The sequence below is a fragment of the Aliiroseovarius conchicola genome (assembly GCF_041403445.1).
In the GTDB taxonomy this organism is placed as follows: domain Bacteria; phylum Pseudomonadota; class Alphaproteobacteria; order Rhodobacterales; family Rhodobacteraceae; genus Aliiroseovarius; species Aliiroseovarius conchicola.
The window spans coordinates 405,380-432,023 of the sequence record NZ_JBGEHL010000001.1; the positions used below are offsets into that span (position 1 = coordinate 405,380).

Annotated in this window: 22 protein-coding genes; 14 read left to right on the forward strand and 8 right to left on the reverse strand. The window is 57.2% G+C overall.

Features of this window, described 5'->3' with window-relative positions:
- Positions 1-55: 55 nt before the first annotated feature.
- Complete coding sequence (locus tag V6N04_RS01985) at positions 56-742, reverse strand: rhomboid family intramembrane serine protease (protein ID WP_371168438.1); 687 nt, start codon at positions 740-742, stop codon at positions 56-58.
- A 99-nt stretch (positions 743-841) separates the two neighbouring features.
- Between V6N04_RS01985 and trpS the strand changes: the two genes are divergently transcribed.
- The 4 genes from trpS to V6N04_RS02005 all read left to right on the forward strand — a co-directional run bounded on the left by trpS (position 842) and on the right by V6N04_RS02005 (position 3,964).
- Positions 842-1,861: a tryptophan--tRNA ligase gene (gene trpS / locus V6N04_RS01990; RefSeq protein ID WP_371168439.1), complete on the forward strand. Its 1,020-nt coding sequence runs from the start codon at positions 842-844 to the stop codon at positions 1,859-1,861.
- A 140-nt stretch (positions 1,862-2,001) separates the two neighbouring features.
- The gene (locus V6N04_RS01995; protein ID WP_371168440.1) at positions 2,002-2,643 is read left to right on the forward strand and encodes a CDGSH iron-sulfur domain-containing protein; all 642 of its coding nucleotides are present in this window, start codon (positions 2,002-2,004) and stop codon (positions 2,641-2,643) included.
- A gap of 106 nt (positions 2,644-2,749) precedes the next feature.
- Positions 2,750-3,271 (forward strand): hemerythrin domain-containing protein, encoded by a 522-nt coding sequence (locus V6N04_RS02000; RefSeq protein WP_371168441.1) that lies wholly within the window; start codon positions 2,750-2,752, stop codon positions 3,269-3,271.
- Between the two features lie 51 nt (positions 3,272-3,322).
- Positions 3,323-3,964, forward strand: a complete 642-nt coding sequence (locus V6N04_RS02005) for a DUF2461 domain-containing protein (RefSeq protein WP_371168442.1) — start codon at positions 3,323-3,325, stop codon at positions 3,962-3,964.
- A gap of 18 nt (positions 3,965-3,982) precedes the next feature.
- On the opposite strand, the gene hisG is transcribed toward V6N04_RS02005, so the two are convergent.
- The 3 genes from hisG to hisS are packed head-to-tail and all read right to left on the reverse strand — an operon-like array spanning position 3,983 to position 7,249.
- Positions 3,983-4,681, reverse strand: coding sequence for an ATP phosphoribosyltransferase (gene hisG / locus V6N04_RS02010; protein ID WP_371168443.1), 699 nt, complete (start codon positions 4,679-4,681; stop codon positions 3,983-3,985).
- A complete protein-coding gene (locus V6N04_RS02015; RefSeq protein ID WP_371168444.1) occupies positions 4,678-5,781 on the reverse strand; it encodes an ATP phosphoribosyltransferase regulatory subunit in 1,104 nt (367 codons plus the stop codon). Before V6N04_RS02015 ends, hisG begins: the two co-directional genes overlap by 4 nt.
- Positions 5,774-7,249: a histidine--tRNA ligase gene (gene hisS / locus V6N04_RS02020; protein WP_371168445.1), complete on the reverse strand. Its 1,476-nt coding sequence runs from the start codon at positions 7,247-7,249 to the stop codon at positions 5,774-5,776. The genes V6N04_RS02015 and hisS overlap by 8 nt, the downstream gene beginning before the upstream one ends.
- A gap of 158 nt (positions 7,250-7,407) precedes the next feature.
- On the opposite strand from hisS, the gene V6N04_RS02025 reads away from it, so the two are divergent.
- Positions 7,408-7,602: a SlyX family protein gene (locus tag V6N04_RS02025; protein WP_371168624.1), complete on the forward strand. Its 195-nt coding sequence runs from the start codon at positions 7,408-7,410 to the stop codon at positions 7,600-7,602.
- A 66-nt stretch (positions 7,603-7,668) separates the two neighbouring features.
- On the opposite strand, the gene dnaE is transcribed toward V6N04_RS02025, so the two are convergent.
- Complete coding sequence (gene dnaE, locus V6N04_RS02030; RefSeq protein ID WP_371168446.1) at positions 7,669-11,184, reverse strand: DNA polymerase III subunit alpha; 3,516 nt, start codon at positions 11,182-11,184, stop codon at positions 7,669-7,671.
- 48 nt (positions 11,185-11,232) lie between these two features.
- Complete coding sequence (locus V6N04_RS02035) at positions 11,233-11,592, reverse strand: VOC family protein (protein ID WP_371168447.1); 360 nt, start codon at positions 11,590-11,592, stop codon at positions 11,233-11,235.
- Positions 11,593-11,824: 232 nt separating this feature from the next.
- Between V6N04_RS02035 and xdhA the strand changes: the two genes are divergently transcribed.
- The 9 genes from xdhA to V6N04_RS02080 all read left to right on the forward strand — a co-directional run bounded on the left by xdhA (position 11,825) and on the right by V6N04_RS02080 (position 23,009).
- Positions 11,825-13,192: a xanthine dehydrogenase small subunit gene (xdhA, locus tag V6N04_RS02040; protein ID WP_371168448.1), complete on the forward strand. Its 1,368-nt coding sequence runs from the start codon at positions 11,825-11,827 to the stop codon at positions 13,190-13,192.
- Complete coding sequence (gene xdhB / locus V6N04_RS02045) at positions 13,189-15,465, forward strand: xanthine dehydrogenase molybdopterin binding subunit (protein WP_371168449.1); 2,277 nt, start codon at positions 13,189-13,191, stop codon at positions 15,463-15,465. The genes xdhA and xdhB overlap by 4 nt, the downstream gene beginning before the upstream one ends.
- The gene (xdhC, locus tag V6N04_RS02050) at positions 15,462-16,454 is read left to right on the forward strand and encodes a xanthine dehydrogenase accessory protein XdhC (RefSeq protein WP_371168450.1); all 993 of its coding nucleotides are present in this window, start codon (positions 15,462-15,464) and stop codon (positions 16,452-16,454) included. The genes xdhB and xdhC overlap by 4 nt, the downstream gene beginning before the upstream one ends.
- 4 nt (positions 16,455-16,458) lie before the next feature.
- Entirely contained in the window at positions 16,459-17,940 is a 1,482-nt protein-coding gene (locus tag V6N04_RS02055) for an ABC transporter ATP-binding protein (protein ID WP_371168625.1), read from the forward strand.
- A complete protein-coding gene (locus V6N04_RS02060) occupies positions 17,937-19,022 on the forward strand; it encodes an ABC transporter permease (RefSeq protein WP_371168451.1) in 1,086 nt (361 codons plus the stop codon). The genes V6N04_RS02055 and V6N04_RS02060 overlap by 4 nt, the downstream gene beginning before the upstream one ends.
- Positions 19,023-19,033: 11 nt before the next feature.
- Positions 19,034-19,957 (forward strand): ABC transporter permease, encoded by a 924-nt coding sequence (locus V6N04_RS02065; RefSeq protein ID WP_371168452.1) that lies wholly within the window; start codon positions 19,034-19,036, stop codon positions 19,955-19,957.
- A 9-nt stretch (positions 19,958-19,966) separates the two neighbouring features.
- Positions 19,967-20,755: an ion transporter gene (locus V6N04_RS02070; protein ID WP_371168453.1), complete on the forward strand. Its 789-nt coding sequence runs from the start codon at positions 19,967-19,969 to the stop codon at positions 20,753-20,755.
- A gap of 1 nt (position 20,756) precedes the next feature.
- Positions 20,757-21,836 (forward strand): BMP family ABC transporter substrate-binding protein, encoded by a 1,080-nt coding sequence (locus V6N04_RS02075; RefSeq protein ID WP_371168454.1) that lies wholly within the window; start codon positions 20,757-20,759, stop codon positions 21,834-21,836.
- Between the two features lie 81 nt (positions 21,837-21,917).
- A complete protein-coding gene (locus V6N04_RS02080; RefSeq protein WP_371168455.1) occupies positions 21,918-23,009 on the forward strand; it encodes an NAD(P)/FAD-dependent oxidoreductase in 1,092 nt (363 codons plus the stop codon).
- Here V6N04_RS02080 and V6N04_RS02085 read toward each other — a convergent pair.
- Together V6N04_RS02085 and V6N04_RS02090 are read right to left on the reverse strand one after the other, a co-directional pair.
- The gene (locus V6N04_RS02085) at positions 23,006-23,929 is read right to left on the reverse strand and encodes a histone deacetylase family protein (protein WP_371168456.1); all 924 of its coding nucleotides are present in this window, start codon (positions 23,927-23,929) and stop codon (positions 23,006-23,008) included. The genes V6N04_RS02080 and V6N04_RS02085 overlap by 4 nt on opposite strands.
- Before the next feature lie 21 nt (positions 23,930-23,950).
- Positions 23,951-26,632 (reverse strand): bifunctional acetate--CoA ligase family protein/GNAT family N-acetyltransferase, encoded by a 2,682-nt coding sequence (locus V6N04_RS02090; protein WP_371168457.1) that lies wholly within the window; start codon positions 26,630-26,632, stop codon positions 23,951-23,953.
- Positions 26,633-26,644 lie beyond the last annotated feature (12 nt).

The window sequence follows — 26,644 nt, forward strand, 5'->3', positions numbered from 1 at the left end:
GTGCTTTTTTCTTGTTAAAAATATCCCGGGGTCCGGGGCTGGCCCCGGCATGGCTTCACCGCTGGCGCAACCGCTTCAAAACACGCGACCAACCACCCGGGCTGACCAGAAAAGACAGCCCGAACCCAGCGGCAAACCCTGCAAGTTCCGGCACCCACATGCGTCCGCCACCGAACAACATGCCAAAGAGCAGTTGCAAAGCCATCAGAAAAGCGATGATGCGAAAGGCAGAGAGTTGGTTGCCCCCGGTTGCGGCAAGCTTGGTCCAAAGAAGAAACGTATAGGCTCCGATCAAGCCATAGACGGCAGGGAAACCGCCAAACAACACGACCTGGGTATCCCAGACCAGCCAATAGGCAAGCGCCCCGGCGATTGACGCCCCGAAGAACACCACCAGAAAGGCCAATGGCGAAAAGACCTCGCCCACCATCTTCCCAAGCGCCAGCAAAAACACCAACACGAACAGTAGATGCGTGAAACTGAGGTGCAGGAATGGATAGGTCACAAACCGCGCGAGATCGGGCAGTGGATAGCGCCCGTTCTCGACCATCCAGGAAAACAGCGGCGCACGAAAACCCCACTCTTCAATCATCGAGATGCGCCAACCCGCTGCCCGAGGTCCTCCCACGAAACCGGCATTCGCCGCGACAAACACCAGTTCGATCCCGATCAGAAATACCGCCAGCGCAATTACAACCGGGGGCAATGGATTGACCGGACTTTCGTCTCGATAACTGCTCATATTGGGCTCTCCTTGGCCTCTTACTTTCGAGCCTTTCTTGACGGCCCTTGTCCACATGGGTAAGCGACGAAGGATCAGAAATCCAGACGGAGTGATATCATGACCAAGCACACGCCGCGCGTCTTCTCAGGCGTCAAGCCATCCGGCGGGCTGCAATTGGGCAACTACCTTGGTGCCATCAAACGATTTGTGGACATGCAAGGGCAGGATTTCGAGGCAGTCTACTGCGTCGTTGACCTGCACGCGATCACCGTCTGGCAAGACCCCAAAGAACTGAAAGACGCGACCCGCGAGGTCACAGCAGGCTATCTTGCTGCCGGGATCGATCCTACCAAATCGGTACTGTTCAACCAAAGTCAGGTCCCAGCACATGCAGAACTTGCGTGGCTGTTCAACTGCGTCGCACGTGTTGGCTGGATGAACCGGATGACTCAGTTCAAAGATAAGGCCGGCAAGAATGCCGAGAAAGTGTCGTTGGGGCTTTATGCCTATCCCGCACTGATGGCGGCAGACATTTTGCTGTATCACGCGACCCACGTCCCTGTGGGCGAAGATCAAAAGCAGCATGTGGAGTTGACGCGCGATATTGCAGCCAAGTTCAACCACGATTTCGGGGCCGAGGATTTCTTCCCCTTGCCTGAGCCGATCATCGAAGGGCCAGCGACCCGCGTGATGAACCTGCGGGACGGGTCCAAGAAGATGTCCAAATCGGGTGAAAGCGATATGGAGCGCATCAACATGACCGATGACGCCGACACTATCGCCAAGAAGTTCAAAAAGGCGCGCACTGACCCTGAGCCCTTGCCTGACACGCTTGAAGGCCTCAAAGGGCGTCCAGAGGCACGCAATCTGGTGGATATCTATGCCGGACTGTCCGAGACCTCGCCCGAGGCGGTGATCACGGAATTTGCGGGTGCTGGTTGGGGACGCTTCAAGCCTGCGTTGGCTGATCTGGCCGTTGAGAAACTGGGGCCAATATCGACCGAAATGGCGCGCCTGATGAATGACAAGGCCGAGATTGATCGGGTTCTGGCGCTTGGTGCCGAGCGGGCGGACGCAATCGCGCAACCAATCTTGCAACAAGCCTATGACATCGTAGGATTCCTGCGCAGCCGGTGAGATTAACCGGGGCGCTGCCCCGGACCCCGGGATACTTATGGAAAGAAAAAGAGGGTGCGGGGTGATCCGCGCCCTTTTTCGTTATTTGGATATCGCGCCATGGTCGTCTAGGCTGAAGTGCCAGCCAGAAGGAGCCAGCGATGAAACGGAAAGAGTATACCGGTCAGGAGATAACGGTCACTTTTGATTTGGGGCGATGTATTCACGCGCGGAACTGTTTTTTGCAGTTACCAGATGTGTTCGACCCGTCAAAGCGCCCATGGGTTCAGCCTGACAATGCAAGCGGAGAAGAGGTCGCGGCAATGATCCGCACATGCCCATCCGGCGCGCTTGCATTTCGGCGCAATGACGGCGCAGACGAAAAACCGCCGAAGATCAACCGCGTCGCCGTGTTGGAGAACGGCCCGCTGATCTTTGCCGGTGATGTATCTGTCGAAGGCGCGCCGTCGGAAACGCGGGCGGCAATTTGCCGATGCGGAAAATCTAAGAACAAGCCCTATTGCGACTACAGCCACGTAGAAGCCGGGTTCGAGACGACGGGAGAGCCAGCAGCGAAAGTGCCGCCCCCGAGCGAGGACCAAGGCGGAGCGCTGCAATTGGATCGCATTCCCGACGGCCCGCTGAAGGCAGAAGGTAATCTGGAGATCTGCTCTGGCACCGGGAAACGCATCACAACCGCGTCAAAGGCGTTTCTGTGCCGCTGCGGTGCCTCCAAGAACAAGCCGTTTTGTGATGGCAGCCACAAAGGCATTGGGTTCAAAGATTCTGACGAGGAATCATAGCCAAGTACCGAAAGGTCGTGGCGGGTCTTGTATTGTTATATCATAACACTATTTACCGCCAATGACACATCATACACCTATGAGACAGGAGGCATTGCCTGAGGACATGCGCCTTCTGCTTCGGGATTATCCGCGCGACGCTTGGCCGGATCACCCGAATTTCGCCGCCTCGATCCAAAACTGGATGGGCGCCCATGTAATGTTTGGCCAAGTGGCTGAATTGGTTCGTTTGAACACGGAAGGATACTTGGAAAAGCAGATCGCACCCGAGGATCATGCCGGTCGGTTGTCGTATTATGGCAATCTTCTGGTGCGTAATCTGCACGGGCACCATCATTGGGAGGACCGATCCTTCTTCCCCGAATTATCGGCCGCCGATGAGCGGTTCGATACCGGTCTGGAGACTTTAGAAAGCGACCATGTGGTATTGGATAGCCTGCTGGAAAAGATCACACGAAAAGCAAATCGCGTGGTCACGTTGACCCAGCTGGAAGAAGGCAAAGCTCGTGAAGAGGCCCCGGCCCTACGGGACATGGTGGAAACGCTAGAAGGTTTTCTGACCCGCCATTTGACGGACGAAGAGGATTTGGTCGTTCCAATTCTTCTTCATCACAAGATGAGAGGTTAAGATCGTGGCGTCCATACACTTGAATGGGCGCCACGACCCAAAGGAGGCCCCATGTTTGACACCAGCACCGTAACATTTCTGAACGAACTAAAAGCCAACAACACCAAGGATTGGTTTGCGGCGAACAAGCCGACCTATGAACGTCATGTCAAAGATGCCGCCGCCAGTTTCTGCGACGATCTGGCCCCGCGTCTTGCGGCGCGATATCAGACCGACGTGACCAGCAAAGTGTTCCGCATCCACCGCGATCTTCGGTTTTCCAAGGACAAGACGCCCTACAAGACCAATGTTCACGTGAGCTTTCGGGACAGCGCCACTGGGGCCGCATGGATGTTCGGGCTGCAACCCGACACATTGGTGGTCGGCTTTGGACTGTTTGCATTTGATCGGAACGTGCTGCCTCGGTGGCGGGAAACCGTTGCAGGGGCAGCTGGGGACGAGCTTCAGGGAGCGTTGGACAAGGCCGTCGCGTCTGGGCTGCGCCTGTCAGAACTGGATTTGAAACGGGTACCGGCCCCATATGATGCGCAACATCAGAATGCCGACTTGCTGAAACGCAAGGGTTTGGCAGTCTGGCGCGATGGATTGGCGCAAGAAATAGCGTTCGGACCGCAGGCACCCAAACACATTGCGGAAACCATGCAGGTGTTCGATCCCGTGCGAAACTGGCTCCGCACATACCTGCCGGCCTAACAACTTGTTCCGCGTGGTCTAGGTGTCCAGTTCCAACACCTTTGTGAGCTTCTTCAGTGTTGCTCTATCGGCCTCACTCCACGCCGCTCTTCGCGATTTGAACAGCGTTGCCTGACTGCGGTGAACCGGACCGCCAGACAGAATTTTCAAGTGGTTCGCCCGCAGTGTCTCTCCGGTCGACGTAATATCGGCCACAGCCTCGGCTGTTTCGTTTTTGACGGTGCCTTCGGTTGCACCCTGACTGTCCACAAGCTGATAATCGGCAACCCCGTGGTCACGCAAGTGATCACGGATCAGGCGGTGGTATTTGGTCGCGATACGCAAACGGAACCCATGGTGGGCGCGAAAGCTTGCCGCCACTGCATCAAGATCATCTAGTGTGGACACGTCGACCCAGCATTTTGGCACAGCGATCACCAAATCCGCATGCCCGAACCCCATCAAGGCCAGTTCTGAAACCTTTTCTTGCCACGCACCCAATTTCTCGCGCACCAGATCAGAGCCGGTCACACCCAGATGAATGCGTCCCGCCGCCAGCTCGCGCGGTATTTCACCAGCGGACAGCAACACAAGCTCCACGCCGTCGAGACCATCAACGGCGGCAGCGTATTCCCGATCGGACCCAGTGCGAGCAAGGGTAATGCCTCGGCTGCCAAACCAGTCAAACGTCTTTTCCATCAACCGACCCTTAGAGGGCACGCCCAACTTAATCGTCATTGCGTGTCCTTTCGGGTCAGCTCCAACAACAGCTCGGGTCGGATAACACCGCCAACGGCCGGAATATCCCTTGCGCCACCGTTTTGATTGCCCAGAACGCGAGTCAGGGCATCATAACGTCCGCCAGTTGCAACGGGGGGAAGATCGGGCCGTTTCTCGGCGTAGAAACCGAAAACGAAACCGTCATAATACTCCATCGAGGTGCGACCGTAACTGCCTTCGAAATCCAACTTGGCAACGTCTACACCGCGTTTCGCAAGCGCGTCAGCCCGCGCCTCAAGCCTGTCCACAGCATCGGCGATTGCAGGCATATCGACAGAAATGTCCCGGAGGTGTTCCAGCACATTTTCGGTCGTTTCACGCAACGCCAATAGATCATCGAGCAGTTCAACCTCTTGCACCGACAAATGCGCTGCCATCGCATCCTGCCGTAAAGCCGCGATCCGCTGGGCAACTTCATCGGCGCTGCGCAATCCGATCTGCGGCACTGACGGATCGATCGGATCGTCTGCCGCCAGTAACGCAGAGCGACCTTCTGGTACAGGGGCACGGCCCGAAAACCGATCCAGCAATGCGCGAAACCGTCGGGGTCGCCAGATATGGCGCAACAAAGCCTTCTTTCGCAGGTCGGTCGTTTTCAACCCTCGCACAGCCGCCAACAACAGCCCCATATCGCCGGTGGCCGCCCTTAGATCTAGCGGCGACAGCGCCTCTTTGATCAGGGCGAACACCTCAGCATCCGCATCAATCGGAGCGTCGCGATCAAACACCTCATAACCCACCTGAAAGTGCTCGACCGCCCGATTGGACGCTTGCTGCTGCGACCGGAACACTTCACCCATATAAGCGTATCGGGCCGGCTCAGCACCCTCGGCCATGTGCATCTGCACAACAGGCACCGTGAAGTCGGGGCGTAACATCGCCTCGCCCAGATCGGGATCATGAGTCACGAAGGCACGGGCCCGAATGTCTTCACCATAAAGGTCAAGCAACGTCTCTGCTGGTTGCAGGATGTCCGCCTCGACTACGCTTGCACCGTTTGTCTGAAAAAAACCAAGCAATCGGGCGGCTTCTGCGCGGATGCGCGCCTTGTCAGTCATCATTGCCCTCGATGATCTCGCGCACGCGGGCGACCATTTCAGCGCGGTCACATTCAAACTGACTGGGACGTTCTTTCCATTCCTCAAGCGTGGCGTTTTCCGCGATCTTGGCACCCAGCACCAAATCCTTGATCTGCACTTTGCCCGCCTCAAACTCGTCTGATCCAGCGATCACCGCAACGGGCGAGTTACGCTTGTCTGCATATTTCAGCTGGTTCCCAAAGTTCTTGGGGTTGCCCAAATAAACCTCGGCCCGGATACCTGCACCCCGTAGGTCAGAGACCATGACCTGATAATCGGCAAGACGAGATTTATCCATGACGGTGACAACCACAGGACCGACCGCCTTACCACCCATGCGCCCCTTGGCGCGCAACGCAGCCAGTAGACGATCAACACCGATCGAGATACCCGTGGCAGGCACCGCCTGACCGGTGAAGCGCTTGACCAGATCGTCATAGCGACCACCACCCGCGACCGATCCAAACTGACGTGGACGGCCTTTTTCGTCGAGGATTTCGAAGGTCAGCTCGGCCTCAAAAACAGGGCCGGTGTAGTACCCAAGACCGCGCACAACCGAAGGATCAATCTCGATCCGATCAGACCCATAGCCTTGGGCCGCCAAAAGTATGGCGATTTCTTCCAGTTCTTCTACGCCCTCAGCACCGATTGCACTGTCGCCCACAGCCTTACGCAGATTGGCGAGTGTTTCGTTGGCATCCGCGCCTTTCGAGGTCAAGAAAGCAATCACAGGCTCTGCTTGGTCGTCTGACAGGCCCACTCCATCGATGTAAGCGCCAGACGCATCCAGACGCCCTTTACCCAGAAGCGATCGGACCCCCGCCTCGCCAACCTTGTCAAACTTGTCGATGGTGCGCAAAACGGCGTCGCGGGTGGGGCCTTCATCCACGCCCATCACCTCAAGCACACCGTTCATGACTTTGCGGTTGTTTACCCGCACCAGATAGTCACCACGCGGAATACCCACGGTCTCCAGCGTGTCGGCCAAAAGTGCACAAATCTCAGCGTCTGCGGCCATGCTTGCCGTACCAACTGTATCCGCATCACATTGATAAAACTGGCGAAAACGACCCGGCCCCGGCTTCTCGTTGCGCCAAACCGGACCCATCGCGTAGCGCCGATAAGGGGACGGCAGATCGTTGCGGTGCTGCGCATAGACACGGGCCAGTGGCGCGGTCATGTCATAGCGCAGCGCCAGCCAGCTATCGTCTTCGTCCTGCCAGGCAAAAACACCTTCGTTAGGGCGATCCACGTCAGGAAGAAACTTGCCCAGCGCCTCGACCGTCTCCACAGCCGAACTTTCCAGCGCGTCAAAGCCATAGCGATGATACACAGCCGCAATCTGGTCGAGCATCACTTTGCGCTCGTCCACTTCCGCTCCGAAATAGTCGCGAAATCCCTTGGGCGTGATTGCCTTGGGGCGGGGCTGTTTTTTCTGCTTGGCCATGTCTGGTCCCAGTTCCGATAAGTATCGCGGGCGGTCTAGCGGATGGGGGCGTCAGGGGCAAGGAAAGCCTTCTTTTCTTCGCGAATTGCCAAGCATTGGAAAAACATCTGGGTCTTATCCCAAAGACACGCTATCACGCGCATATGACCGATGATCGCCTGACCCAGTTAGAAGAAACCGTTGCCCACCTGACCCGTCAGGTCGAGGAGCTGAACGAAGTTGTCACCCGCCAAGATGATGAACTGTCCAAAATGACCCACCGCGTAAAGATGCTGATGGAACGCGAAGCAGAACGCGAGATGGCGAATTCAGGTGGCGTGGTCATGGGCGACGAACGCCCCCCGCACTACTGACCAGCCCTCATTTTCTTTCCAAAAATATCCTGGGGTGAATGCGCGCAGCGCAGAGGGGCAAAGCGCCTAAACCTCCTCCACATCAATCACACCATTCAGCGATTTCAGCGCGCCTTTGATTTGTGGATTAAGGGGAAACGGCTGGCCCAATGTCATCTCGACTTCACCCGGAAGCGACGGGTCCATCAAACAGACTGAAACCTCGCCCGGTCTGACATTACGTGCCTTCTCCGAGGCATCTCGCAGCAAGTTGGCCACCTGCGTCAGCGCATCGGCTTCGTCCAGATACAGCCGCAATGCCATCCCCCCAGCATCAGCAACCACATTGTCGATGGGCGAGATAGAACGCGCGAGCAACTTCAGCTGATCGGCTTCCATCGTCGCCTCAACCGTCACAACCACATTTGCACCGGTCTCAAGATAATCGCGACACTTCTCAAGCACGTCTGAAAAGATCGTCACTTCATATTGCCCGGTCGGATCAGTCAATTGCGCGAAAGCAAATCTATTGCCACGCGCTGACTTGCGCTCTTGTCGACCGGAAACGGTGCCAGCCAACTTGGCGACCATCGCCCCGCGTTCAGCCTTCTGCTCAAGCTCTGCCAAAGACAGCACCTGTTTGCGTTTCAACGCGGCCATGTAGTCGTCCAGCGGATGGCCAGACAGGTAAAACCCGATGGCCTTATGTTCTTCGGCCAGCCGTTCACTTGGCAACCAATCCCCGACTGGCGACAGGCGCGGTTCTGGCAGGTCATCGCCCGCTTCACCAAACAAAGACACCTGATTTGACGCTCGTTGTTCGTGGATCGCGGCAGAATAGCCAACCAACCCGTCCAAACTGTCAAACACACGCCGCCGGTTCGGGTCCAATTGGTCAAATGCACCCGCACGGGCCAGCATTTCCATCGGGCGTTTGCCCACGCGTTTCAGGTCGACCCGACGGGCCAGATCGTAGAGCGTGGCAAATGGTTTATCGACCCCGTCAATGCGACGCCCTTCGACCACGAGCTTCATGGCTTCCACACCGACGTTCTTCAATGCACCAAGCCCGTAAACCACACGGCCTTCATGCACGCTAAACGTCTCTTGTGAGCGGTTCACGCAAGGCGGCACGATCTCGATATCCATGCCGCGCCGCACTTCGTTGGCATAGACGGACAGTTTGTCAGTCAGGTGGATATCGCAATTCATGACGCCCGCCATGAACTCGACCGGGTGGTTGGCTTTCAGCCACGCGGTTTGGTAGCTGACCACCGCATAAGCAGCCGCGTGGGATTTGTTGAAGCCATAGTTGGCGAATTTTTCCAGAAGGTCGAAAACCTCGGACGCCTTCTTGGCGGGCACCCCATTTTCGGCGGCACCCTTTTCGAATTTCGGGCGTTCGGCGTCCATCGCCTCTTTGATCTTCTTACCCATCGCACGGCGCAGCAAGTCCGCCCCGCCCAGCGAATAGCCCGCCATGACCTGCGCGATCTGCATCACCTGTTCCTGATAAACGATGATGCCCTGCGTTTCGGCCAGGATATGGTCGATCAGAGGGTGAACACTTTCGATTTCACGCAGCCCATTTTTAACCTCGCAATAGGTCGGGATATTCTCCATCGGGCCGGGGCGGTAAAGCGCCACAAGGGCCACGATGTCTTCGATGCAGGTTGGCTTCATACGGCGAAGCGCATCCATCATGCCGGTGCTTTCCACCTGAAACACGGCCACTGTCTTAGCGGCGGCGTACAGCTTGTAGGACGCTTCATCATCCAGCGGGATGGCGTTGATCTCGTTCACCGCGCCTTCGGGTGGCTCGTAAAGCGCCTCACCATTCGGAGACGTATGGATGTCGCGCCCCTGCTCTTTGATCAGATCCACGGCGTTCTGAATGACCGTCAGGGTTTTCAGGCCCAGAAAGTCGAATTTCACCAGCCCCGCCTGTTCGACCCATTTCATGTTGAATTGGGTGGCCGGCATATCCGAGCGTGGATCTTGGTAAAGCGGGACAAGCGCATCCAGCGGACGATCCCCGATCACCACACCTGCCGCGTGGGTCGAGGCATTGCGCAGCAGACCTTCGAGCTGTTGGCCATAGGTCAGAAGGCGGTCAACGACCTCTTCGGCGCGGGCTTCCTCTCGCAGGCGCGGCTCGTCTTTCAGCGCTTTTTCGATCGAAACAGGTTTCACGCCTTCGACCGGAATCATCTTGGACAGGCGGTCCACTTGCCCGTATGGCATCTGGAGCACCCGCCCGACATCACGCACGGCCGCCTTAGACAGCAGCGCGCCGAATGTGATGATTTGCCCCACTTTATCGCGGCCGTATTTCTCCTGCACGTATCGGATCACCTCTTCTCGGCGATCCATGCAGAAGTCGATATCGAAGTCGGGCATCGACACACGTTCCGGGTTCAGGAAGCGTTCGAACAGTAGTGAATAGCGCAGCGGATCAAGGTCCGTCACCGTCAGCGCATAGGCCACCAATGACCCCGCACCCGACCCCCGACCCGGCCCGACCGGGATTTCATTGTCTTTGGACCATTTGATAAAGTCGGCAACGATCAGGAAGTATCCGGGGAAGCCCATTCCTTCGATGATATCGAGCTCGAAATCGAGCCGTTCCTGATATTCCTCGACCGTGACGGCGTGAGGGATCACGGCGAGACGCGCTTGCAGGCCTGCATTCGCCTGACGACGGAGTTCCTGAACCTCATCATCTGCAAATTTCGGCAAGATTGGGTCACGACGATAGGCCATGAATGCGCAGCGCTTGGCGATTTCCACCGTGTTCTCAATCGCTTCCGGCAGGTCAGCAAACAGCGTGACCATTTCCTCGGGGCTTTTGAAATAGTGCTGGGGCGTCAGGCGACGACGCCCTTCCTGTTGGTCAACATACGCACCTTCCTTGATGCAAATCAGCGCGTCATGCGCCTCGTAAAGCTTTTGCTTTGGGAAGTAGGCATCGTTGGTGGCAACAAGTGGGATGGCCATGGCATAGGCCATTTCCACAAAGCCCTGTTCGGTCGCGCGCTCGCCTTCGGTTGTCCGACCACCTTCGCCCGGGTGACGTTGTAATTCGACGTAGAGCCGGTCGCCGAAACAAGTCAAAAGTCGCTTCATCAGGGCTTCGGCCTTGGGGCGTTGGCCAGCCTGCAAAAGCTGCCCTACGGGCCCTTCTGCGCCGCCAGTCAGGCAGATCAGCCCTTCGGAATATCGCTCCAACTCGTCCAGTTGAACCTGCGGAAGCTCACCGTTTTTGTCGATATAAAGACACGAGTTGAGCTTCATCAGGTTCTCGTACCCGCGCTCGTCCTGCGCAAGGAAAACCATCGCCGCTGGTGGGCGTACTTTCTCGCCCGGCGCAGGCGGATCAAATGCGACGTCAACTTGACAGCCCATGATCGGCTGAACGCCGTCACCAGCGGCTGTGACCGAAAACTCAAGCGCCGCAAACATGCTGTTAGTATCCGTGACCGCGACCGCCGGCATCCCAGCGTCAGCACACAGGCCGGGTAACTTTTTGACCGGAATCGCGCCCTCTAGAAGCGAGTATTCAGTGTGAACGCGAAGGTGAATGAATCGGGGTTGGCTCGTCATGGGGTTAAACTAGACGAGCGTTGGCCGAGGGGAAAGCGGTGAAAGCGATTAAGCGGGCTCCAAAAACTCGATCCGATTGCCAAATGGATCTTCTGAATAGAACCGGCGATATCCATCCAGATCTGTGTCCCAATTCACCACAAATGACGCGGCCGCCAACCCTTGTGCCAGATCGTCCAGCCCTTCAACCTGAAAAGCTGGGTGGGCTTTCTTAGCCGGACGAAAGGGCGTCTCCACGCCAAGATGCAGACGGATTGCACCCTTGCGAAACCAAATTCCGCCTCGTTTTGCCAACACCGGCGGTTTTGGTTCGACGTCCATTCCCAACACATCCAGATAAAACGGTGTTGCCCGGTCTTCTTGCCCATTAGGCATCGCAAGCTGGACGTGATGTATTTGAGCTAACATAGGGTTCATTCCGAAAATATATACGGTATACTATTGCATACATTATCACATGCACTCCCAATTGACCAGTCCACAAACGGTGCCATGCCGCTACGCAATGCAGGATTTCCTTGCCACGGCGGCGATTCTCGGCTTTTCTAATCCAAGACCAATAAACCCCGCATGTTTTCTACGCCGCATCGAAGGCATGCAATCCGGGGCCACAACAGGGTAAGGCGGCAGGACGAAATTTATGGACATCGCCTTTCTTCTGAACGGAGAGAGTGTGACCCTACGCGATGTAGACCCGACAAGGTCTACGTTGGATTGGCTGCGCGACACACAAGGACTTACAGGTACGAAAGAGGGCTGCAACGAAGGCGATTGCGGCGCATGTACCATCATGGTCTCCGATGAAGACGGCGCCAAATCGGTCAACGCCTGCATCTTGTTCCTTGGGCAATTAAACGGCAAATCTGTCACAACGGTCGAGGGGCTGTCTGCCGGGGATCAACTGCACCCCGTGCAACAAGCCATGATTGATCACCACGGATCGCAGTGTGGGTTCTGCACACCCGGGATCACTATGTCGATGGCGACAGCGCACTTGAACGGCGACACAGATCACGACGACGTTTTGGCGGGTAACCTGTGTCGATGCACCGGCTACGCGCCGATCATACGTGCCTCGCAAGAGGCCGCGAAGTTGGAAGCGCCAGGCGCATTTATGTCGCAAGTGGACAAGCTGTCCGATCAAGGTGAACCGGATATTGCCCGCCCAGAAACGGTGGACGCACTTGCCCATGCGCTTATGACAGCGCCGCATGCAACGTTGGTGGCAGGCGCGACAGATGTGGGTCTTTGGGCAACCAAAGCGTTGCGCGAATTAAGGCCGGTGATCTTCCTGAACGGCGTGAAGGACTTGCGCTCGTTACATATCACGGATGACGAAGTGCAAATCGGCGCGGGTGTGACGGTCGAGGCATTGCGTCAGGCGATCACGCCCCTCCATCCACATTTTGCGGAAATGCTGCGCCGCTTTGCCTCGCTTCAAGTGCGCAATGTGGCGACTGTTGGCGGCAACATCGCCAACGGGTCTCCGATCGGGGACGTCCCACCAGCATTGATCGCTTTGGATGCCACACTGCACTTGCGTCGCGGGGACGAGGCGCGCTCAATCCCTCTGGAAGACTTCTTCATTGAGTATGGCAAACAAGATCGAAGACCGGGCGAGTTCGTCGGCGCTGTATCCTTCAAACGCCAGCCGGATCGGTTGAGGGTCTATAAGCTTTCAAAACGGTTCGATCAGGATATTTCCGCCGTCTTGGCCGCGTTCAACATCACAGTTGAAGATGGCAAAGTCTCGACTGCTCGTATCGCGTTTGGCGGCATGGCGGGAACGCCCAAGCGCGCCAAGCATGTTGAGGCGGCATTGATTGGGCAGCCGTGGAGCCTTTCCACCGTCGAAGCTGCCCTGCCCGCGTTTTCGGAGGATTTTACGCCGATGACGGATATGCGCGCCTCAGCGGACTATCGTCATAAGACTGCGCAAAACCTATTGCTGCGTTATTGGCACGACGATCAGGGCGCCACCACCTCGGTACTTGAGGTGCAGCCATGAGTGTCGGAAAATCCCTTCCTCACGACGCAGCCCGCCTACATGTGACCGGTGAGGCACGCTATGTCGACGATATCCCGACGCCCGGAAATTGTCTGCATCTCGCCTTTGGTCTCAGCGACACAGCGCGTGGCGTAATCACTCGCGCTGACCTTTCGAAGGTTCGCCAAGCGCCGGGCGTGATAGCGGTCATGACGGCCATCGACCTGCCCCACGATAATGACGTGTCGCCGTCTGCGCATGACGAACCCTTGTTGGCCACCGGCGAGGTCTTCTATCATGGACAGCCAATCTTTCTGGTGATTGCCACCTCTCATCTGGCCGCGCGAAAGGCCGCGCGTTTGGGGGACATCACCATCGATCCCCGCCCCGCCATTCTAACCATCGACGACGCGATGGCGGCGGACAGCCGGTTCGAGGGAGGCCCGGTCATCTGGTCGCGCGGCGATGCTGATGATGCGATCCATACGGCACCGCATGTTATCGAGGGCAGCTTCGAGATGGGCGGACAAGAACACTTTTATCTCGAAGGTCAGGCCGCGCTGGCGATCCCGCAGGAAGCGGGCGACATGTTAGTCCACAGCTCGACCCAACACCCGACGGAAATTCAGCATAAGGTGGCAGAGGCTCTGGGCGTCCCCATGCACGGTATTCGCGTCGAAACACGTCGGATGGGTGGCGGCTTTGGCGGCAAGGAAAGTCAGGGCAACGCGTTGGCGGTTGCCTGCGCTGTCGCGGCGCAGAAAACCGGTCGTCCGTGCAAAATGCGCTATGATCGCGACGACGATATGGTCATCACTGGCAAGCGTCACGATTTCCGCATTACCTATCGCGCCGGTGTTGATGATCAGGGACGTCTGTTGGGACTAGAAGTCACGCAGCTTGCCCGGTGCGGTTGGGCGCAGGACCTGTCTTTGCCCGTCGCCGATCGCGCGATGCTGCATGCCGACAACGCCTATCACCTGCCCGCTGTTCGGATCGAAAGCCACCGGCTGAAGACGCACACGGCCTCGGCCACAGCCTATCGCGGGTTTGGCGGACCGCAGGGCGTTCTGGGGATCGAACGCATATTGGATCACGTCGCGGCCAAACAGGGTCTTGATCCAGTCGCCGTGCGTCGCGCCAATTTCTATGAGGACGGGCAGACAACCCATTATGGCCAGACCATTGATGGCTTTCACGTCCCGGCAATGACTGACGCGCTCTTAGAGCGAGCAGATTATGCGGAGCGGCGGCACAAGATTGATGCGTTCAACGCCGAAAACACCATCTTAAAGAAAGGCTTGGCCTATTCGCCGGTCAAATTCGGAATCAGCTTTACACTAACCCATCTGAACCAAGCCGGCGCTTTGGTGCATGTGTATTCCGATGGCTCGATCCGGATGAACCATGGCGGCACCGAGATGGGCCAAGGTCTGTTCCAGAAAGTGGCACAGGTGGCGGCAAGCTGCTTTGGGGTCGATCTGGGAAGTGTGAAGATCACGGCGACCGACACCGCGAAGGTTCCTAACACGTCGGCCACTGCCGCGTCGTCGGGATCGGATTTGAACGGGATGGCCGTGCAGGCTGCATGCCTAACCATACGCGAACGTATGGCAGAGCATATCGCTCAGCTTTGGCAAGCAAAACCCGGCGATATCTCGTTCGTCGACGGGAAGCTCACCGGCCCAGGCGGCAAAAGCGTCACCTTTGCCAAGGCGGCCCAATCAGCCTACGAGGCCCGCGTTAGCCTTTCCGCCACCGGCTTTTACAAAACCCCCGACATCACTTGGGATCGCGTGAAAGGCCAAGGTCGCCCGTTCCTTTACTTCGCGCATGGGGTCGCGCTCAGCGAAGTTGTGATCGACACGCTAACCGGTGAGAATCGTATCTTGCGCACAGATATCCTGCATGATGCCGGATCCAGCCTGAACCCGGCGCTTGATATTGGACAGGTCGAGGGGGCGTATGTCCAGGGCGCGGGTTGGTTGACCACGGAAGAGCTTGTTTGGGACGATCACGGGCGGCTGCGCACGCATGCGCCCTCGACTTACAAAATCCCCGCCTGTTCTGACCGACCCCGTGTGTTCAATGTCGACCTTTGGGATCAACCCAACCACGAAGATACAGTGTTCCGCTCGAAAGCCGTGGGCGAGCCGCCTTTCATGCTGGGTATCTCGGCATGGCTTGCACTGGCGGACGCTGTGTCCGCCTGTGGCGACGGGTTTCACAACATGAACGCACCGGCCACCGCCGAGGAAGTCCTGAACGCAGTAGACAGGGTGCGTGCGGGATGAGTTTCGACATCACCCAACTGACCGATGCCACCCGGCGTCACGGCACGATCGCCCGCGTGGTTGTCGCTGAGACGGCCGGATCAGTGCCCCGTGAAGTTGGGGCATCAATGTTGGTATGGCCTGACGGACAGATCGGGACCATTGGCGGCGGAGAATTGGAATTTCGGGCCGCTGAGGTGGCTCGCGAGATGCTGACGACTGGACGCAACTCGCAAGTTGCGCGCATTCCGTTGGGTCCGGCGTTGGGTCAGTGCTGCGGGGGCGCGGTAACGCTACTCACCGAGCTTTTTTCGGCTGACAGCATTGCCGACCTTGCACCGGATGGCGTGTTCGCGCGGCCCGTTTCCACGTCACATGACACCAACTTGGCAGTTCAACGGGTTCTGGACCGCGCCCGTGGTCGTGGAGAGCGCCCTATCCCCCAATTGCTTCAGGGATGGATGATCGAACCTGTCGCACAGCCAACGATTCCCGTTTGGATTTACGGCGCGGGTCATGTTGGTCGGGCATTGATTGACGTGCTTTCCCCACTGCCTGATCTGGCGATCACGTGGGTCGACACATCACTGGACCGGTTTCCAGAACAGGTTCCCACTGGCGTCACCGCATTACCCGCTGCGAACCCGGTTAACACCGTGACAATGGCCCCAGATCACGCCCATCACCTTGTTCTGACCTATAGCCACAGCCTCGATCTGGACTTATGCCACGCGATCTTGTCGCGACCTTTCGTCAGCGCCGGTGTGATTGGGTCTGCCACCAAATGGGTTAGGTTCAGAAAACGGCTGGGCAATCTTGGCCACAGCCTTGACAATATTAATAAAATCCAATGCCCAATCGGTGATCCGGGCCTTGGAAAAGCGCCTCAAGCCATTGCGGTGGGCGTTGCCGCCGCGCTACTTAAAAGCGCGGCTAACAATAATGTAACCAACAGGGGAATTCCAAGTGACGGGGGATACGCGCCAAGCCGACGCGCTATTGACACTTGAGGGGATGACGAAAGCCTACCCGGGTGTTGTGGCCAATGACCAAGTTTCGTTTTCGATCCTGCCGGGTGAAGTTCACGCCCTGCTGGGCGAGAATGGGGCGGGGAAATCGACGCTCGTGAAAATGATCTATGGCCTCGTCAAACCAGACGCGGGCCAGATGACGTTGAAGGACGAGGTGTTTACGCCCACCAACCCTGCCGCCGCCCGCAATTCGGGCGTGGCTATGGTGTTTCAGCACTTCAGCTTGTTCGATGCGTTATCGGTCGCCGAAAACATCGCGCTTGGCATGGATAACCCACCGCACCCACGCGAGCTGTCAGCCCGTATTCGCGAGGTCAGTAACGCCTATGGCCTGCCGCTTGATCCAGAACGTGTGGTTGGTGAGTTGTCAGCCGGAGAACGCCAACGGGTCGAAATTATTCGCTGCCTTTTGCAGGACCCAAAGCTTCTTATCATGGATGAACCAACCTCGGTCCTAACGCCGCAAGAGGTTGATATCCTTTTCGAAACCCTGCGCAAACTGACATCTGAAGGCACCGCGATCCTCTATATCTCGCACAAGCTCGAAGAAATCCGCTCATTGTGTGAGCACGCCACTGTCCTGCGGCTGGGCAAAGTCGTTGACACCTGTGACCCGCGCGAGAAGTCCGCACGCCAACTGGCCGAGATGATGGTGGGTGAGACATTGCATGTCCCATCGCGCGAAGCAGCCGAACCCGGCCCCGTGACGCTTTCGATGTCGGATGTGTCTATGAAGTCTCCGACCGAGTTTGGGACCAGCTTGCGCAATGTCTCACTTGATGTACGCAAGGGCGAAATTCTGGGAATCGGCGGCGTGGCCGGCAACGGGCAAGACGAATTGCTTGCCGTTCTGTCAGGCGAGGCCAAGGCCCAAAGCGGCACCATCTCGTTGGATGGCGAGGATATTGGTGCGCTGCATCCAAATGCGCGCCGTATTCGCGGGCTTTTGACTGCCCCGGAAGAACGCCTGGGACATTCCGCAGCGCCCGAGATGAGCCTGACCGAGAATGCGTTGCTGACCGGTGCCATACGCGAAAACTTGGTCGAGCGCGGGTTCCTTAAATGGCGCCGCTCGGAACGGTTCGCGCGGTCAATTATCGAAGCGTTCGATGTCCGCACACCGGGACCATCCAACACTGCAGGGTCATTGTCTGGCGGCAATCTGCAAAAATTCGTCATCGGCCGCGAGGTGTTGCAGCGCCCCGATGTATTGGTGGTAAACCAGCCGACTTGGGGGGTCGATGCCTCGGCGGCTGCCGCGATCCGGCAATCGCTACTTGATCTGGCACATGAAGGCGCGGCGGTCGTGGTCATCAGTCAGGACTTGGACGAGCTCATGGAAATCTCCGACCGCTTTACCGCACTGAACGAAGGTCGCTTGCCTGACCCGGTTTCGACACAAGGTCTGGATGTTGAGACAATCGGCCTGATGATGGGTGGCGGCGAGAAGGAGGCTGCGGCATGATACATCTGGAAAAACGTCCCCAGCCTTCGAAATTCTGGGCAGGCTTCACACCGGTTCTGGCGGTCATCGCGACCATGATCGCTGGTGGCATCATGTTCTGGATGCTGGGCAAAGACCCGTTCGAGGCCATTCGCACGATCTTCTGGGACCCGTTGTTTCATGAGACATTCGGCCCCTACTCGCGCCCTCAGCTTTTGGTGAAAGCAGGACCGCTGATCCTGATCGCCATCGGCCTGAGCCTGGGATTCCGGGCGGGCGTGTGGAACATCGGCGCCGAAGGCCAGTACATCATGGGCGCGATTTGTGGCGCCGGGGTGGGGCTTGCATTCTATCCGTCTGAAAGCGTGTTGATCTTCCCCGCCATGGTATTTGCCGGAGCCTTGGGTGGCTGGGCATGGGCAATGATCCCGGGCACACTGAAGGTGAAGTTCGGCACCAACGAAATTTTGGTCAGCCTGATGCTGGTCTATGTGGCCGAAAACATATTGGCCTCGGTCAGTCAGGGACTTCTGCAAAACCCCGAAGGCCGAGGGTTCCCAGGGTCGCGCAATTTCCGCGACTTTCCTGCCGCATATAACACCGAGATTATTTCTGACTCCGGTATGCACTGGGGCGTGGCGGCAGCGTTCATCGCGGTCATTTTCGCCTATATCCTATTGACCCGGCACCTGTTGGGCTTTCAGGTGCGTCTGACTGGCGAAGCACCACGCGCCGCGCGCTTTGCTGGGGTCAATCCGACGCGTTTGATCCTGTTCTGCCTTGGCACGTCAGGAGCGCTAGCGGGATTGGCGGGATTGTTTGAAGTCTCTGGCCCGTCCGGGCAGGTAACCATCGATTTCAACTCCGGCTACGGATTCACTGCGATCATCGTGGCGTTTCTTGGACGACTACATCCAATCGGCATCTTGTTGGCGGCGCTTTTGATGGCATTGACATATATCGGCGGAGAACTCGCCCAATTGATGCTCGGTCTTCCCGGTGCGGCCATTCAGATGTTCCAAGGAATGCTGATGTTCTTCCTGCTGGCGATGGACGTTCTGTCCAACTACCGCATCCGATTTAACAAACCAGCAGTGGCATAAGGGAGAAAACGATGGATCTAGGTCAAATCAACCCGCTCCTTTTGCTCGCATCCTTGATGGTTGCGGCGACGCCAATCCTGCTGGCCGCAATCGGTGAAGCTGTGGTCGAAAAATCGGGCGTCCTGAACCTTGGGGTCGAAGGGATGATGATCACCGGCGCCGTTGTCGGTTTCGCCATAGGTGTGAACACCGGAAGCTCTGCGCTTGGGTTCGTGGCTGCGGCCATAGCCGGCGCGGCTCTGTCGATGCTTTTCGGCGTGCTCGTGCTCTATCTCATGTCCAATCAGGTCGCGACAGGTCTTGGACTGACTCTGTTTGGGCTGGGGCTGTCGGCGCTTATCGGCAAGCCATATGAGGGGATGAAAGCCCCCGGGATGCCCAAATGGGAAATCCCATTGCTCAGCGATATTCCAGTGTTGGGCCCAATTATGTTCCGGCATGACTACATGGTTTATGTCAGCCTGATCATCGTAGCGGCCACTTGGTACGTGCTGACGCGTACCCGCGCGGGGTTGATCCTGCGCGGGGTCGGAGAAAACCACGATGCGGCCCATGCCTTGGGTTACAGGGTCATCCGCGTGCGCCTGCTTGCCATCGCATTCGGTGGGGCCTGTGCTGGATTGGGCGGCGCCTATGTCAGCCTTGTCCGCGTCCCTCAATGGGTCGAGGGCATGACGGCCGGAGCGGGCTGGATCGCGCTTGCAATCGTTGTTTTCGCAAGCTGGAGACCATGGCGCGTGCTACTTGGCGCATATCTTTTCGGGGGTATCACCGTCCTACAGTTGAACCTGCAGGCCGCAGGGGCCGCGATCCCGGTCGAAATCCTCGCGATGAGCCCATATGTCGTGACAATTCTGGTACTTGTGGTTATCTCTCTGCGTGGAAATCATGGGGCGCCAGGATCGCTCGGGAAGATTTTCCATGCGACGCATTAGGGATATTGGATGACCAGGGCCGAGATTCACGAAATCCTTGACGGTCACAGGCCGATGGCGGGCATCAATGTTGGCCGTGTCATGGATGCGTTGATCATTGCCTCGGCTATTGCGATTGCCATCGAGACCATGCCGGATTTGCCCGGCGGCCTGCATACAATGCTGATCGCCTTTGAAATCTTCGTGCTGACCATTTTTGCCGCAGAGTACATTGTGCGCCTGACGGCATCGCAGAGACCCGTACGCTATGCGTTCAGTTTCTGGGGGATTATCGATTTGCTTAGCATCGCTCCTGCAATCGCTTTCCTTACCCCCCAGTGGCAAGTCATCCGCACCTTCCGATTGTTGCGACTTGTGCGTCTGTTCAAACTGTTTCGCGGATCACATGCGATGGAGCGCCTTGTGGTGGCTTTCAGACAGGTGCGCGGCGAGCTTGCAATTTTTGGTATCATCGCGGCTCTCATGCTCTATGTCTCTGCGGTGGGCATTTATATCTTTGAACATGACGCTCAACCTGATGTCTTCACTTCGATCCCACATAGCCTGTGGTGGGCGGTCGCCAGCTTCACCACCGTGGGCTATGGCGATATGTTCCCCATCACCGCAGGTGGCCGCATTTTCACGACCTTTGTCCTGTTTATCGGGCTGGGTGTGATCGCCGTACCATCTGCAATAGTGACCGCGGCGCTGCTTGAAAGCGATACCAACATCAAAAAACTGCGTGAAGTCGCCGATAGTGGCGAAGACGCAAAAGAACACCAAACAACCAAATCTGCTCAAACCACCAAGGGAGAATGATATGCGTGCAGTAAAAACACTAGTGGCCAGTTTGGCCCTGGCAACCGGTCTGGCCGGTTCAGCTATGGCCGAAGACAAGACGAAAGTTGGGTTCATCTACGTTGGCCCCGTCGGCGATGGCGGCTGGACCTACGAACACAACCAAGGTCGTCTTGCTGTCGAAGAAGCCTTCGGCGACAAGGTCGAAACCATCTATCAGGAAAATGTACCAGAAGGTGCAGACGCCGAGCGCGCGATCACCCAGATGGCGCTTGCTGGAGCCGATCTGATTTTCACAACTTCGTTTGGTTACATGGACCCGACAATTGCAGTGGCCGAGAAGTTCCCCAATGTGAAGTTCGAACACGCAACCGGTTACAAGCAATCGGACAACGTATCTGTCTATTCGGCTCGTTTTTACGAAGGTCGTGCCGTTCAGGGTCTGATCGCAGGCGAAATGACCAAGTCGAACATCATCGGCTACATCGCGTCTTTCCCGATCCCAGAGGTTATCCGGGGCATCAACGCGGCCTACACTTCAGCCAAGGCCGTGAACCCAGACGTGCAGTTCAAGATCATCTGGGCCTACACATGGTTTGACCCGGCCAAGGAAGCGGATGCCGCGAAAGCTCTGATCGAGCAAGGCGCAGACGTGATTTTGCAACACACCGACTCGACCGCGCCCCAGGCCGCGGCGAAAGAAGCCGGTAATGTTGTTACCTTTGGTCAGGCATCTGACATGTCCGAATACGCCCCCTTCCCACGCGTATCGTCGATCATCGATGATTGGGGGCCCTACTACGTTGCGCGCACCAAGGCCGTCATGGATGGCACTTGGGAAAGCGTAAACACATGGGACGGCATTGGTGCTGGCATGGTTGGCATTGGTGAAATCTCTGACGCGGTTCCGGCTGACGTCAAGGCCGCCGCTGAAGCTCTGCGTGACAAGCTCGCGTCAGGTGAAGTGCATGCGTTCACTGGCCCAATCAACAAGCAGGACGGATCGGCTTGGCTGGCTGAAGGCGAAACCGCTGACGACGGCACCCTCGCTGGCATGGATTTCTATGTTGAGGGCATCGAAGGCGCGATTCCTTCGAACTGATCTGATCGTCAGTTGCAATTACAGGACCTCGCCTTCGGGCGGGGTCTTTTTCTTTCACGATCGCCGTGACATTGTCCGATCATGAACGACATGGGAATATCATCCGACTTCATCATCATTGGCGGTGGCATCGCTGGTGCTTCGGCTGGCGGACGCTTGGCAAAGTTGGGCCGGGTCTGCCTGTTGGAAGCCGAAGACGCGTTGGCCTATCACGCCTCTGGTCGCTCTGCCGCGATGTTCGAAGAACATTACGGAACGCCAGCGGTGGTTGCGCTGAACGGGGCCTCGCGCGGTTATCATGAGACCGCGCATGGCGGTGTGTTAACCCCGCGCGGGTTCATGGTCGCAGGGACCAAAGGACAAGAAGCCACACTGAAGGCCAACATTGCGGAAATGAAACTCGCGCCGATCAGTAAGACCGAAGCGCTTGATCTCTTCCCGATCTTGAACCCGGACCGTTTGGCAGGTGCAGGATACGACGAAGACGCTTGGGACATTGATACGGATCGCCTGATCCAGAACTTCGCCCGCGACCTGCGCCAGAACGGCGAAGTGATCACCAGCGCGCGCGCCAAAGCAATCACACGTCTGCGGGACGGTTGGAAGGTTGAAACGGGTAAAGGCTGCTATACCGGCAAGGTGCTGATTAATGCAGCGGGTGCATGGGTTGATGAAGTGGCCACCATGTCAGGCGTCAAACCAATCGGGATTGTGCCCCGACGCCGCTCGGTCGCGCGGATTTCTGCACCAACAGGTCGCGATGTCAGTCGCTGGCCTATGGTGCTGGGCGCAGGCGAGACTTGGTACGCCAAACCAGATGCCGGTGCGCTTATCGTATCGCCTGCCGATGCAGACCCAACCACACCGCATGACGCGTGGGCCGACGACATGGTACTGGCCGAGGGGTTAGCGAGGTACGAAGACATGGTCACGGAACCGGTGACCCGCATGATCTCAAACTGGGCAGGGTTGCGCAGCTTCACCCCTGACGGCAACCTTGCCATCGGACCAGCCTCAGATGATCCCGATTTCATCTGGTTCGCAGGCCAAGGTGGGTATGGGATGCAGTCCAGCCCGGCGGCATCGCAGCTGTTGGCGGACATGATTTCCGGGCGATCTTCAGAGTTGGATGCGGGCACGATCAAAGCGCTTAACGCTGCGCGGTTCGGTTAGCCCAACAGTACATCCAGGTGTTTGACGACCGAGCGGGCAAGCACCTCTGGCTCGTACCCCCCTTCCAGCATGGATATGATGCGACCATCCGCAAACTCGTCCGCAATAGACTTTAACTCTTGTGTGACCCAAACATAATCTGCGTCAGTCAGTTGAACGCTGGACATATCATCGGCCACATGGGCGTCAAATCCCGCTGAAATGAAGATGAACTCTGGCTTGAAATCGCGCAGGTGAGGCAACCAGTGACCGCTTACGGCTTCCCTAAATTCGGCACTTCCAGCGCCTGCGGACAAGGGGATGTCGACAAGGTTGTCGGTCTCTTTTTCGTGGCCGGTGAACGGGTAGAATGGGTGCTGGAAGCTGGAACAGAATAGCACGCGCGGATCTGTTTTGAATATCTCTTCGGTTCCGTTGCCATGGTGGACGTCGAAATCAACGATCGCCACGCGGGCCAACCCGTGGGCGTCCAACGCATGAGAAGCCGCTACAGCGATGTTGTTGAACAGGCAAAACCCCATCGCCTTGTCGCTTTCGGCGTGATGTCCCGGCGGGCGGATCATACAGAAAATCGGGTTCGCTTCTTTCGCCATAATAAGATCAACACCCATCACGCCCGCCCCGGCGGCGCGTTCGGCGGCGCGCAGCGTTCCGGGGCTCATCACCGTATCGCCATCCACCTCGACGCTCTGCATGCCTTGGCCGGGTGCCAACGCATATACCCGGTCCAAATAATCGTGGTCATGCACGCGTTCTAGATGCGCACGCTCTACCAAAGGCGCATCACGATGCTGCACCACATAGTCCATACCCGACATGATCAATTGATTATTGATCGCATCAAGACGCGCCTTGCTTTCGGGGTGCAGCGGACCTGCATCGTGATCCCGGCAATCGGGGTGCGATATGATTGATAGCATAGGACCCTCCTAGTTTTTCCGCTACAGCGCGCGTTCTACAATGACCACATCTCGGTCATCTGGGTCGGGTCGCTGGGTGAAACCAAGCTCCTTCATCAACCGCAACATTGGGGCATTTTTGCGCAGGACGGTGCCTTCGATTACTTCAAGCGCATGGTCTCTGGCCGCATTGAACAATCCTTGCATCAGCGTCGTACCAAGCCCCTGATGTTGAATACGGTCTGAAACGACGATGGCAAATTCACAGCTTTTCCAGTCAGGATTGATGACATAACGGGCAACACCGACTTGTACGGTTTTGCCTTCAATCTCGGCCATCGCGACCAAAGCCATCTCGCGGCGATAGTCGATCTGAGTGAATTGTGCCAACAGTTCGGGGCTGAGTTCGGCCACAGAGCCCATGAAGCGCATTGCCCTCGCCTCACTGGATAAATCCCGCGTGAATTGAGCTTCATGTTCCGCATCTTCTGGACGGATTGGACGGATCGTTAGGGGTGTTCCATCATTCAAGAAGCTCTGTCGCGCAAGATGTCGGGGATAGGGATGGATGGCCATGTGATCGTATCGCCCATCAATCGAGGGTGGCCGCATAACCTTCATTCTGGCATCCACCGCGATCACACCGTCTGGTCCTGCGAAAATTGGGTTCATCTCAAGCTCGGTGACTTCCGGCAACTCGCTGACAATAATCGACACGCGCTTCAGCACATCGACCACCGCTTCCCGATCAACAGGGTCATAATCCCGGTACTGGTCCAGCGCCTCGGATACACGTGTACGGTTGATCAAACGCTCTGACAGAACGGCGTTCAGTGGCGGCAATGCAACTGCACTGTCTTTCAAAATCTCGATCATCGTGCCACCGGCTCCAAACAAAATGGTGGGTCCAAATACCGGATCCCGGCTGGCTCCGATCACCAGTTCGCGGGCCTGTCTATGGTTCGCCATCGGTTCGACTGTCACGCCGTTGATCTGCGCTTGCGGCAGGTTCTTGCGGACGGTCTGCGTGATCTCGTGAAACGCCCGAGTGACCGATGCAGCATGGGCCAAGTTAATCCGTACGCCGCCAACATCCGTTTTGTGCAAGACATCAGGCGAGGCAATTTTCATAGCCACCGGAAAACCGACCGTTTCAGCTGCGATCAACGCTTCGTTCGCACCTGTTGCCTCAATGGTCATATTGACTGGAATGTTGAATGCGCGAAGCACAGCCTTGCTTTCAATATCAGATAATGTGTTGCGTTTGTCGGCCAACGCGTTGGCGATAATCATGCGCGCACCATCTACATCCAACCCTTGTTCAAATGCTCGGGCGCGAGGCACTTCAAGCGCGAGGCGGCGGTTGCGGTGGTGTTGGACGAGGTATGAAAACCCCTCGACCGCCCGTTCGGGCATTTCAAAGGTCGAGATACCCGCTTCAGAGAGAAGCCCGCGCGCTTCGGTCACCCGACCCTCACCCAACCAGCAGGCCAATACCGGCTTGCGATTGCGCCGCGGTATCGCGTCTATGACTGCGCGGGCTACCGCACTGGGATCGGTCATCACGTGTGGCGACAAGATCACCAGAACGCCGTCATTGCCAGCGTCCGCAAGGGTTGCCTTAACCGCTTCGCCATAGATGTCTGGCGTCGCATCCCCCAAAATGTCGACCGGGTTGGTTGAGCGCAATTCATGGGCGAATTGCTTTCCGAGCGCTGTCTGCATGTCCTTAGACGGCACTGGCAGCATAATACCTAAGTCGCACGCGCGATCGGCCGCCAGAGCGCCCGCGGCACCACCATTCGTAACGATGCAAAGCCGATTACCATTGGATTTCCGAGTATTGGCAAGAATCTCAGCTGCGGCGAACAACTGCCCCAAAGTTCTGACCCGGACCGCCCCAACACGCTCAAGCGCTGCATCAAAGACCTGGTCCGATCCGATCAACGCACCGGTATGGGTATGTGTGGCTTCGGTGTTGGCGTCATGCCGCCCAGATTTTAAAACGATCACAGGTTTCAAGCGCGCCGCACGTCGCATAGACGACATGAAGCCTGCCGCGTTGTTCACGCCCTCGATACAAAGCAGAATTGCATCTGTCCTTGGATCATTTGCCAGATGATCTAGAACATCCGCGATATCAATATCGTCGGCTGCACCAAGCGACACCAAAGCCGAGAACCCAGAATGGTGCGCTCCGGCCCAGTCGGCGACGGCCGATAACAACGTGCCGGATTGCGAAATCATCGCAAGCCGCCCCGTGGGAACCGGAGAGCGCAAAAGGGTCGCATTCAACCCAAACCACGGTCGCGCAATCCCAACCGAGCCTGGACCAAGCAGTCTAATACCTGCTTTCTGCGCCTTCGCGACCATATCGACGTCAAACGTTGCCTGCCCAAATCGGCTTCCTGCCAACCCGCCAGTCAAGATGGCCGCTGACTTGACTCCAGACTGTATACAATCATCGATGACATCAGACAGCGCGGATTGCGGAGTGGCGATAACGGCAAGATCGACATCCTTGCCGGTACTGGCCAAAGACGAATGGCATTTCTGATCGCTGATAGCAGAGTGTTTGGGATTGACTGGGATTATTGCCCCCTCAAACCCGCTCGACACAAGATTTTCGTAGCAAATCGCACCAATCGAGCCGCTTGTCGCACTGGCTCCGAAAACAGCAACGGTCTGTGGGTCAAACAGCGAACTAAGCGGGCCACTTTCCATATTCTTGTCCTG

What these genes read in the sequence shown, in the direction of transcription:
- V6N04_RS01985 (WP_371168438.1), bottom strand. Translation starts at nt 742, where the DNA reads ATGAGCAGTTATCGAGACGAAAGTCCGGTCAATCCATTGCCCCCGGTT.
- trpS (WP_371168439.1), top strand. Translation starts at nt 842, where the DNA reads ATGACCAAGCACACGCCGCGCGTCTTCTCAGGCGTCAAGCCATCCGGC.
- V6N04_RS01995 (WP_371168440.1), top strand. Translation starts at nt 2,002, where the DNA reads ATGAAACGGAAAGAGTATACCGGTCAGGAGATAACGGTCACTTTTGAT.
- V6N04_RS02000 (WP_371168441.1), top strand. Translation starts at nt 2,750, where the DNA reads ATGCGCCTTCTGCTTCGGGATTATCCGCGCGACGCTTGGCCGGATCAC.
- V6N04_RS02005 (WP_371168442.1), top strand. Translation starts at nt 3,323, where the DNA reads ATGTTTGACACCAGCACCGTAACATTTCTGAACGAACTAAAAGCCAAC.
- hisG (WP_371168443.1), bottom strand. Translation starts at nt 4,681, where the DNA reads ATGACGATTAAGTTGGGCGTGCCCTCTAAGGGTCGGTTGATGGAAAAG.
- V6N04_RS02015 (WP_371168444.1), bottom strand. Translation starts at nt 5,781, where the DNA reads ATGACTGACAAGGCGCGCATCCGCGCAGAAGCCGCCCGATTGCTTGGT.
- hisS (WP_371168445.1), bottom strand. Translation starts at nt 7,249, where the DNA reads ATGGCCAAGCAGAAAAAACAGCCCCGCCCCAAGGCAATCACGCCCAAG.
- dnaE (WP_371168446.1), bottom strand. Translation starts at nt 11,184, where the DNA reads ATGACGAGCCAACCCCGATTCATTCACCTTCGCGTTCACACTGAATAC.
- V6N04_RS02035 (WP_371168447.1), bottom strand. Translation starts at nt 11,592, where the DNA reads ATGTTAGCTCAAATACATCACGTCCAGCTTGCGATGCCTAATGGGCAA.
- xdhA (WP_371168448.1), top strand. Translation starts at nt 11,825, where the DNA reads ATGGACATCGCCTTTCTTCTGAACGGAGAGAGTGTGACCCTACGCGAT.
- xdhB (WP_371168449.1), top strand. Translation starts at nt 13,189, where the DNA reads ATGAGTGTCGGAAAATCCCTTCCTCACGACGCAGCCCGCCTACATGTG.
- xdhC (WP_371168450.1), top strand. Translation starts at nt 15,462, where the DNA reads ATGAGTTTCGACATCACCCAACTGACCGATGCCACCCGGCGTCACGGC.
- V6N04_RS02055 (WP_371168625.1), top strand. Translation starts at nt 16,459, where the DNA reads ATGACGAAAGCCTACCCGGGTGTTGTGGCCAATGACCAAGTTTCGTTT.
- V6N04_RS02060 (WP_371168451.1), top strand. Translation starts at nt 17,937, where the DNA reads ATGATACATCTGGAAAAACGTCCCCAGCCTTCGAAATTCTGGGCAGGC.
- V6N04_RS02065 (WP_371168452.1), top strand. Translation starts at nt 19,034, where the DNA reads ATGGATCTAGGTCAAATCAACCCGCTCCTTTTGCTCGCATCCTTGATG.
- V6N04_RS02070 (WP_371168453.1), top strand. Translation starts at nt 19,967, where the DNA reads ATGACCAGGGCCGAGATTCACGAAATCCTTGACGGTCACAGGCCGATG.
- V6N04_RS02075 (WP_371168454.1), top strand. Translation starts at nt 20,757, where the DNA reads ATGCGTGCAGTAAAAACACTAGTGGCCAGTTTGGCCCTGGCAACCGGT.
- V6N04_RS02080 (WP_371168455.1), top strand. Translation starts at nt 21,918, where the DNA reads ATGAACGACATGGGAATATCATCCGACTTCATCATCATTGGCGGTGGC.
- V6N04_RS02085 (WP_371168456.1), bottom strand. Translation starts at nt 23,929, where the DNA reads ATGCTATCAATCATATCGCACCCCGATTGCCGGGATCACGATGCAGGT.
- V6N04_RS02090 (WP_371168457.1), bottom strand. Translation starts at nt 26,632, where the DNA reads ATGGAAAGTGGCCCGCTTAGTTCGCTGTTTGACCCACAGACCGTTGCT.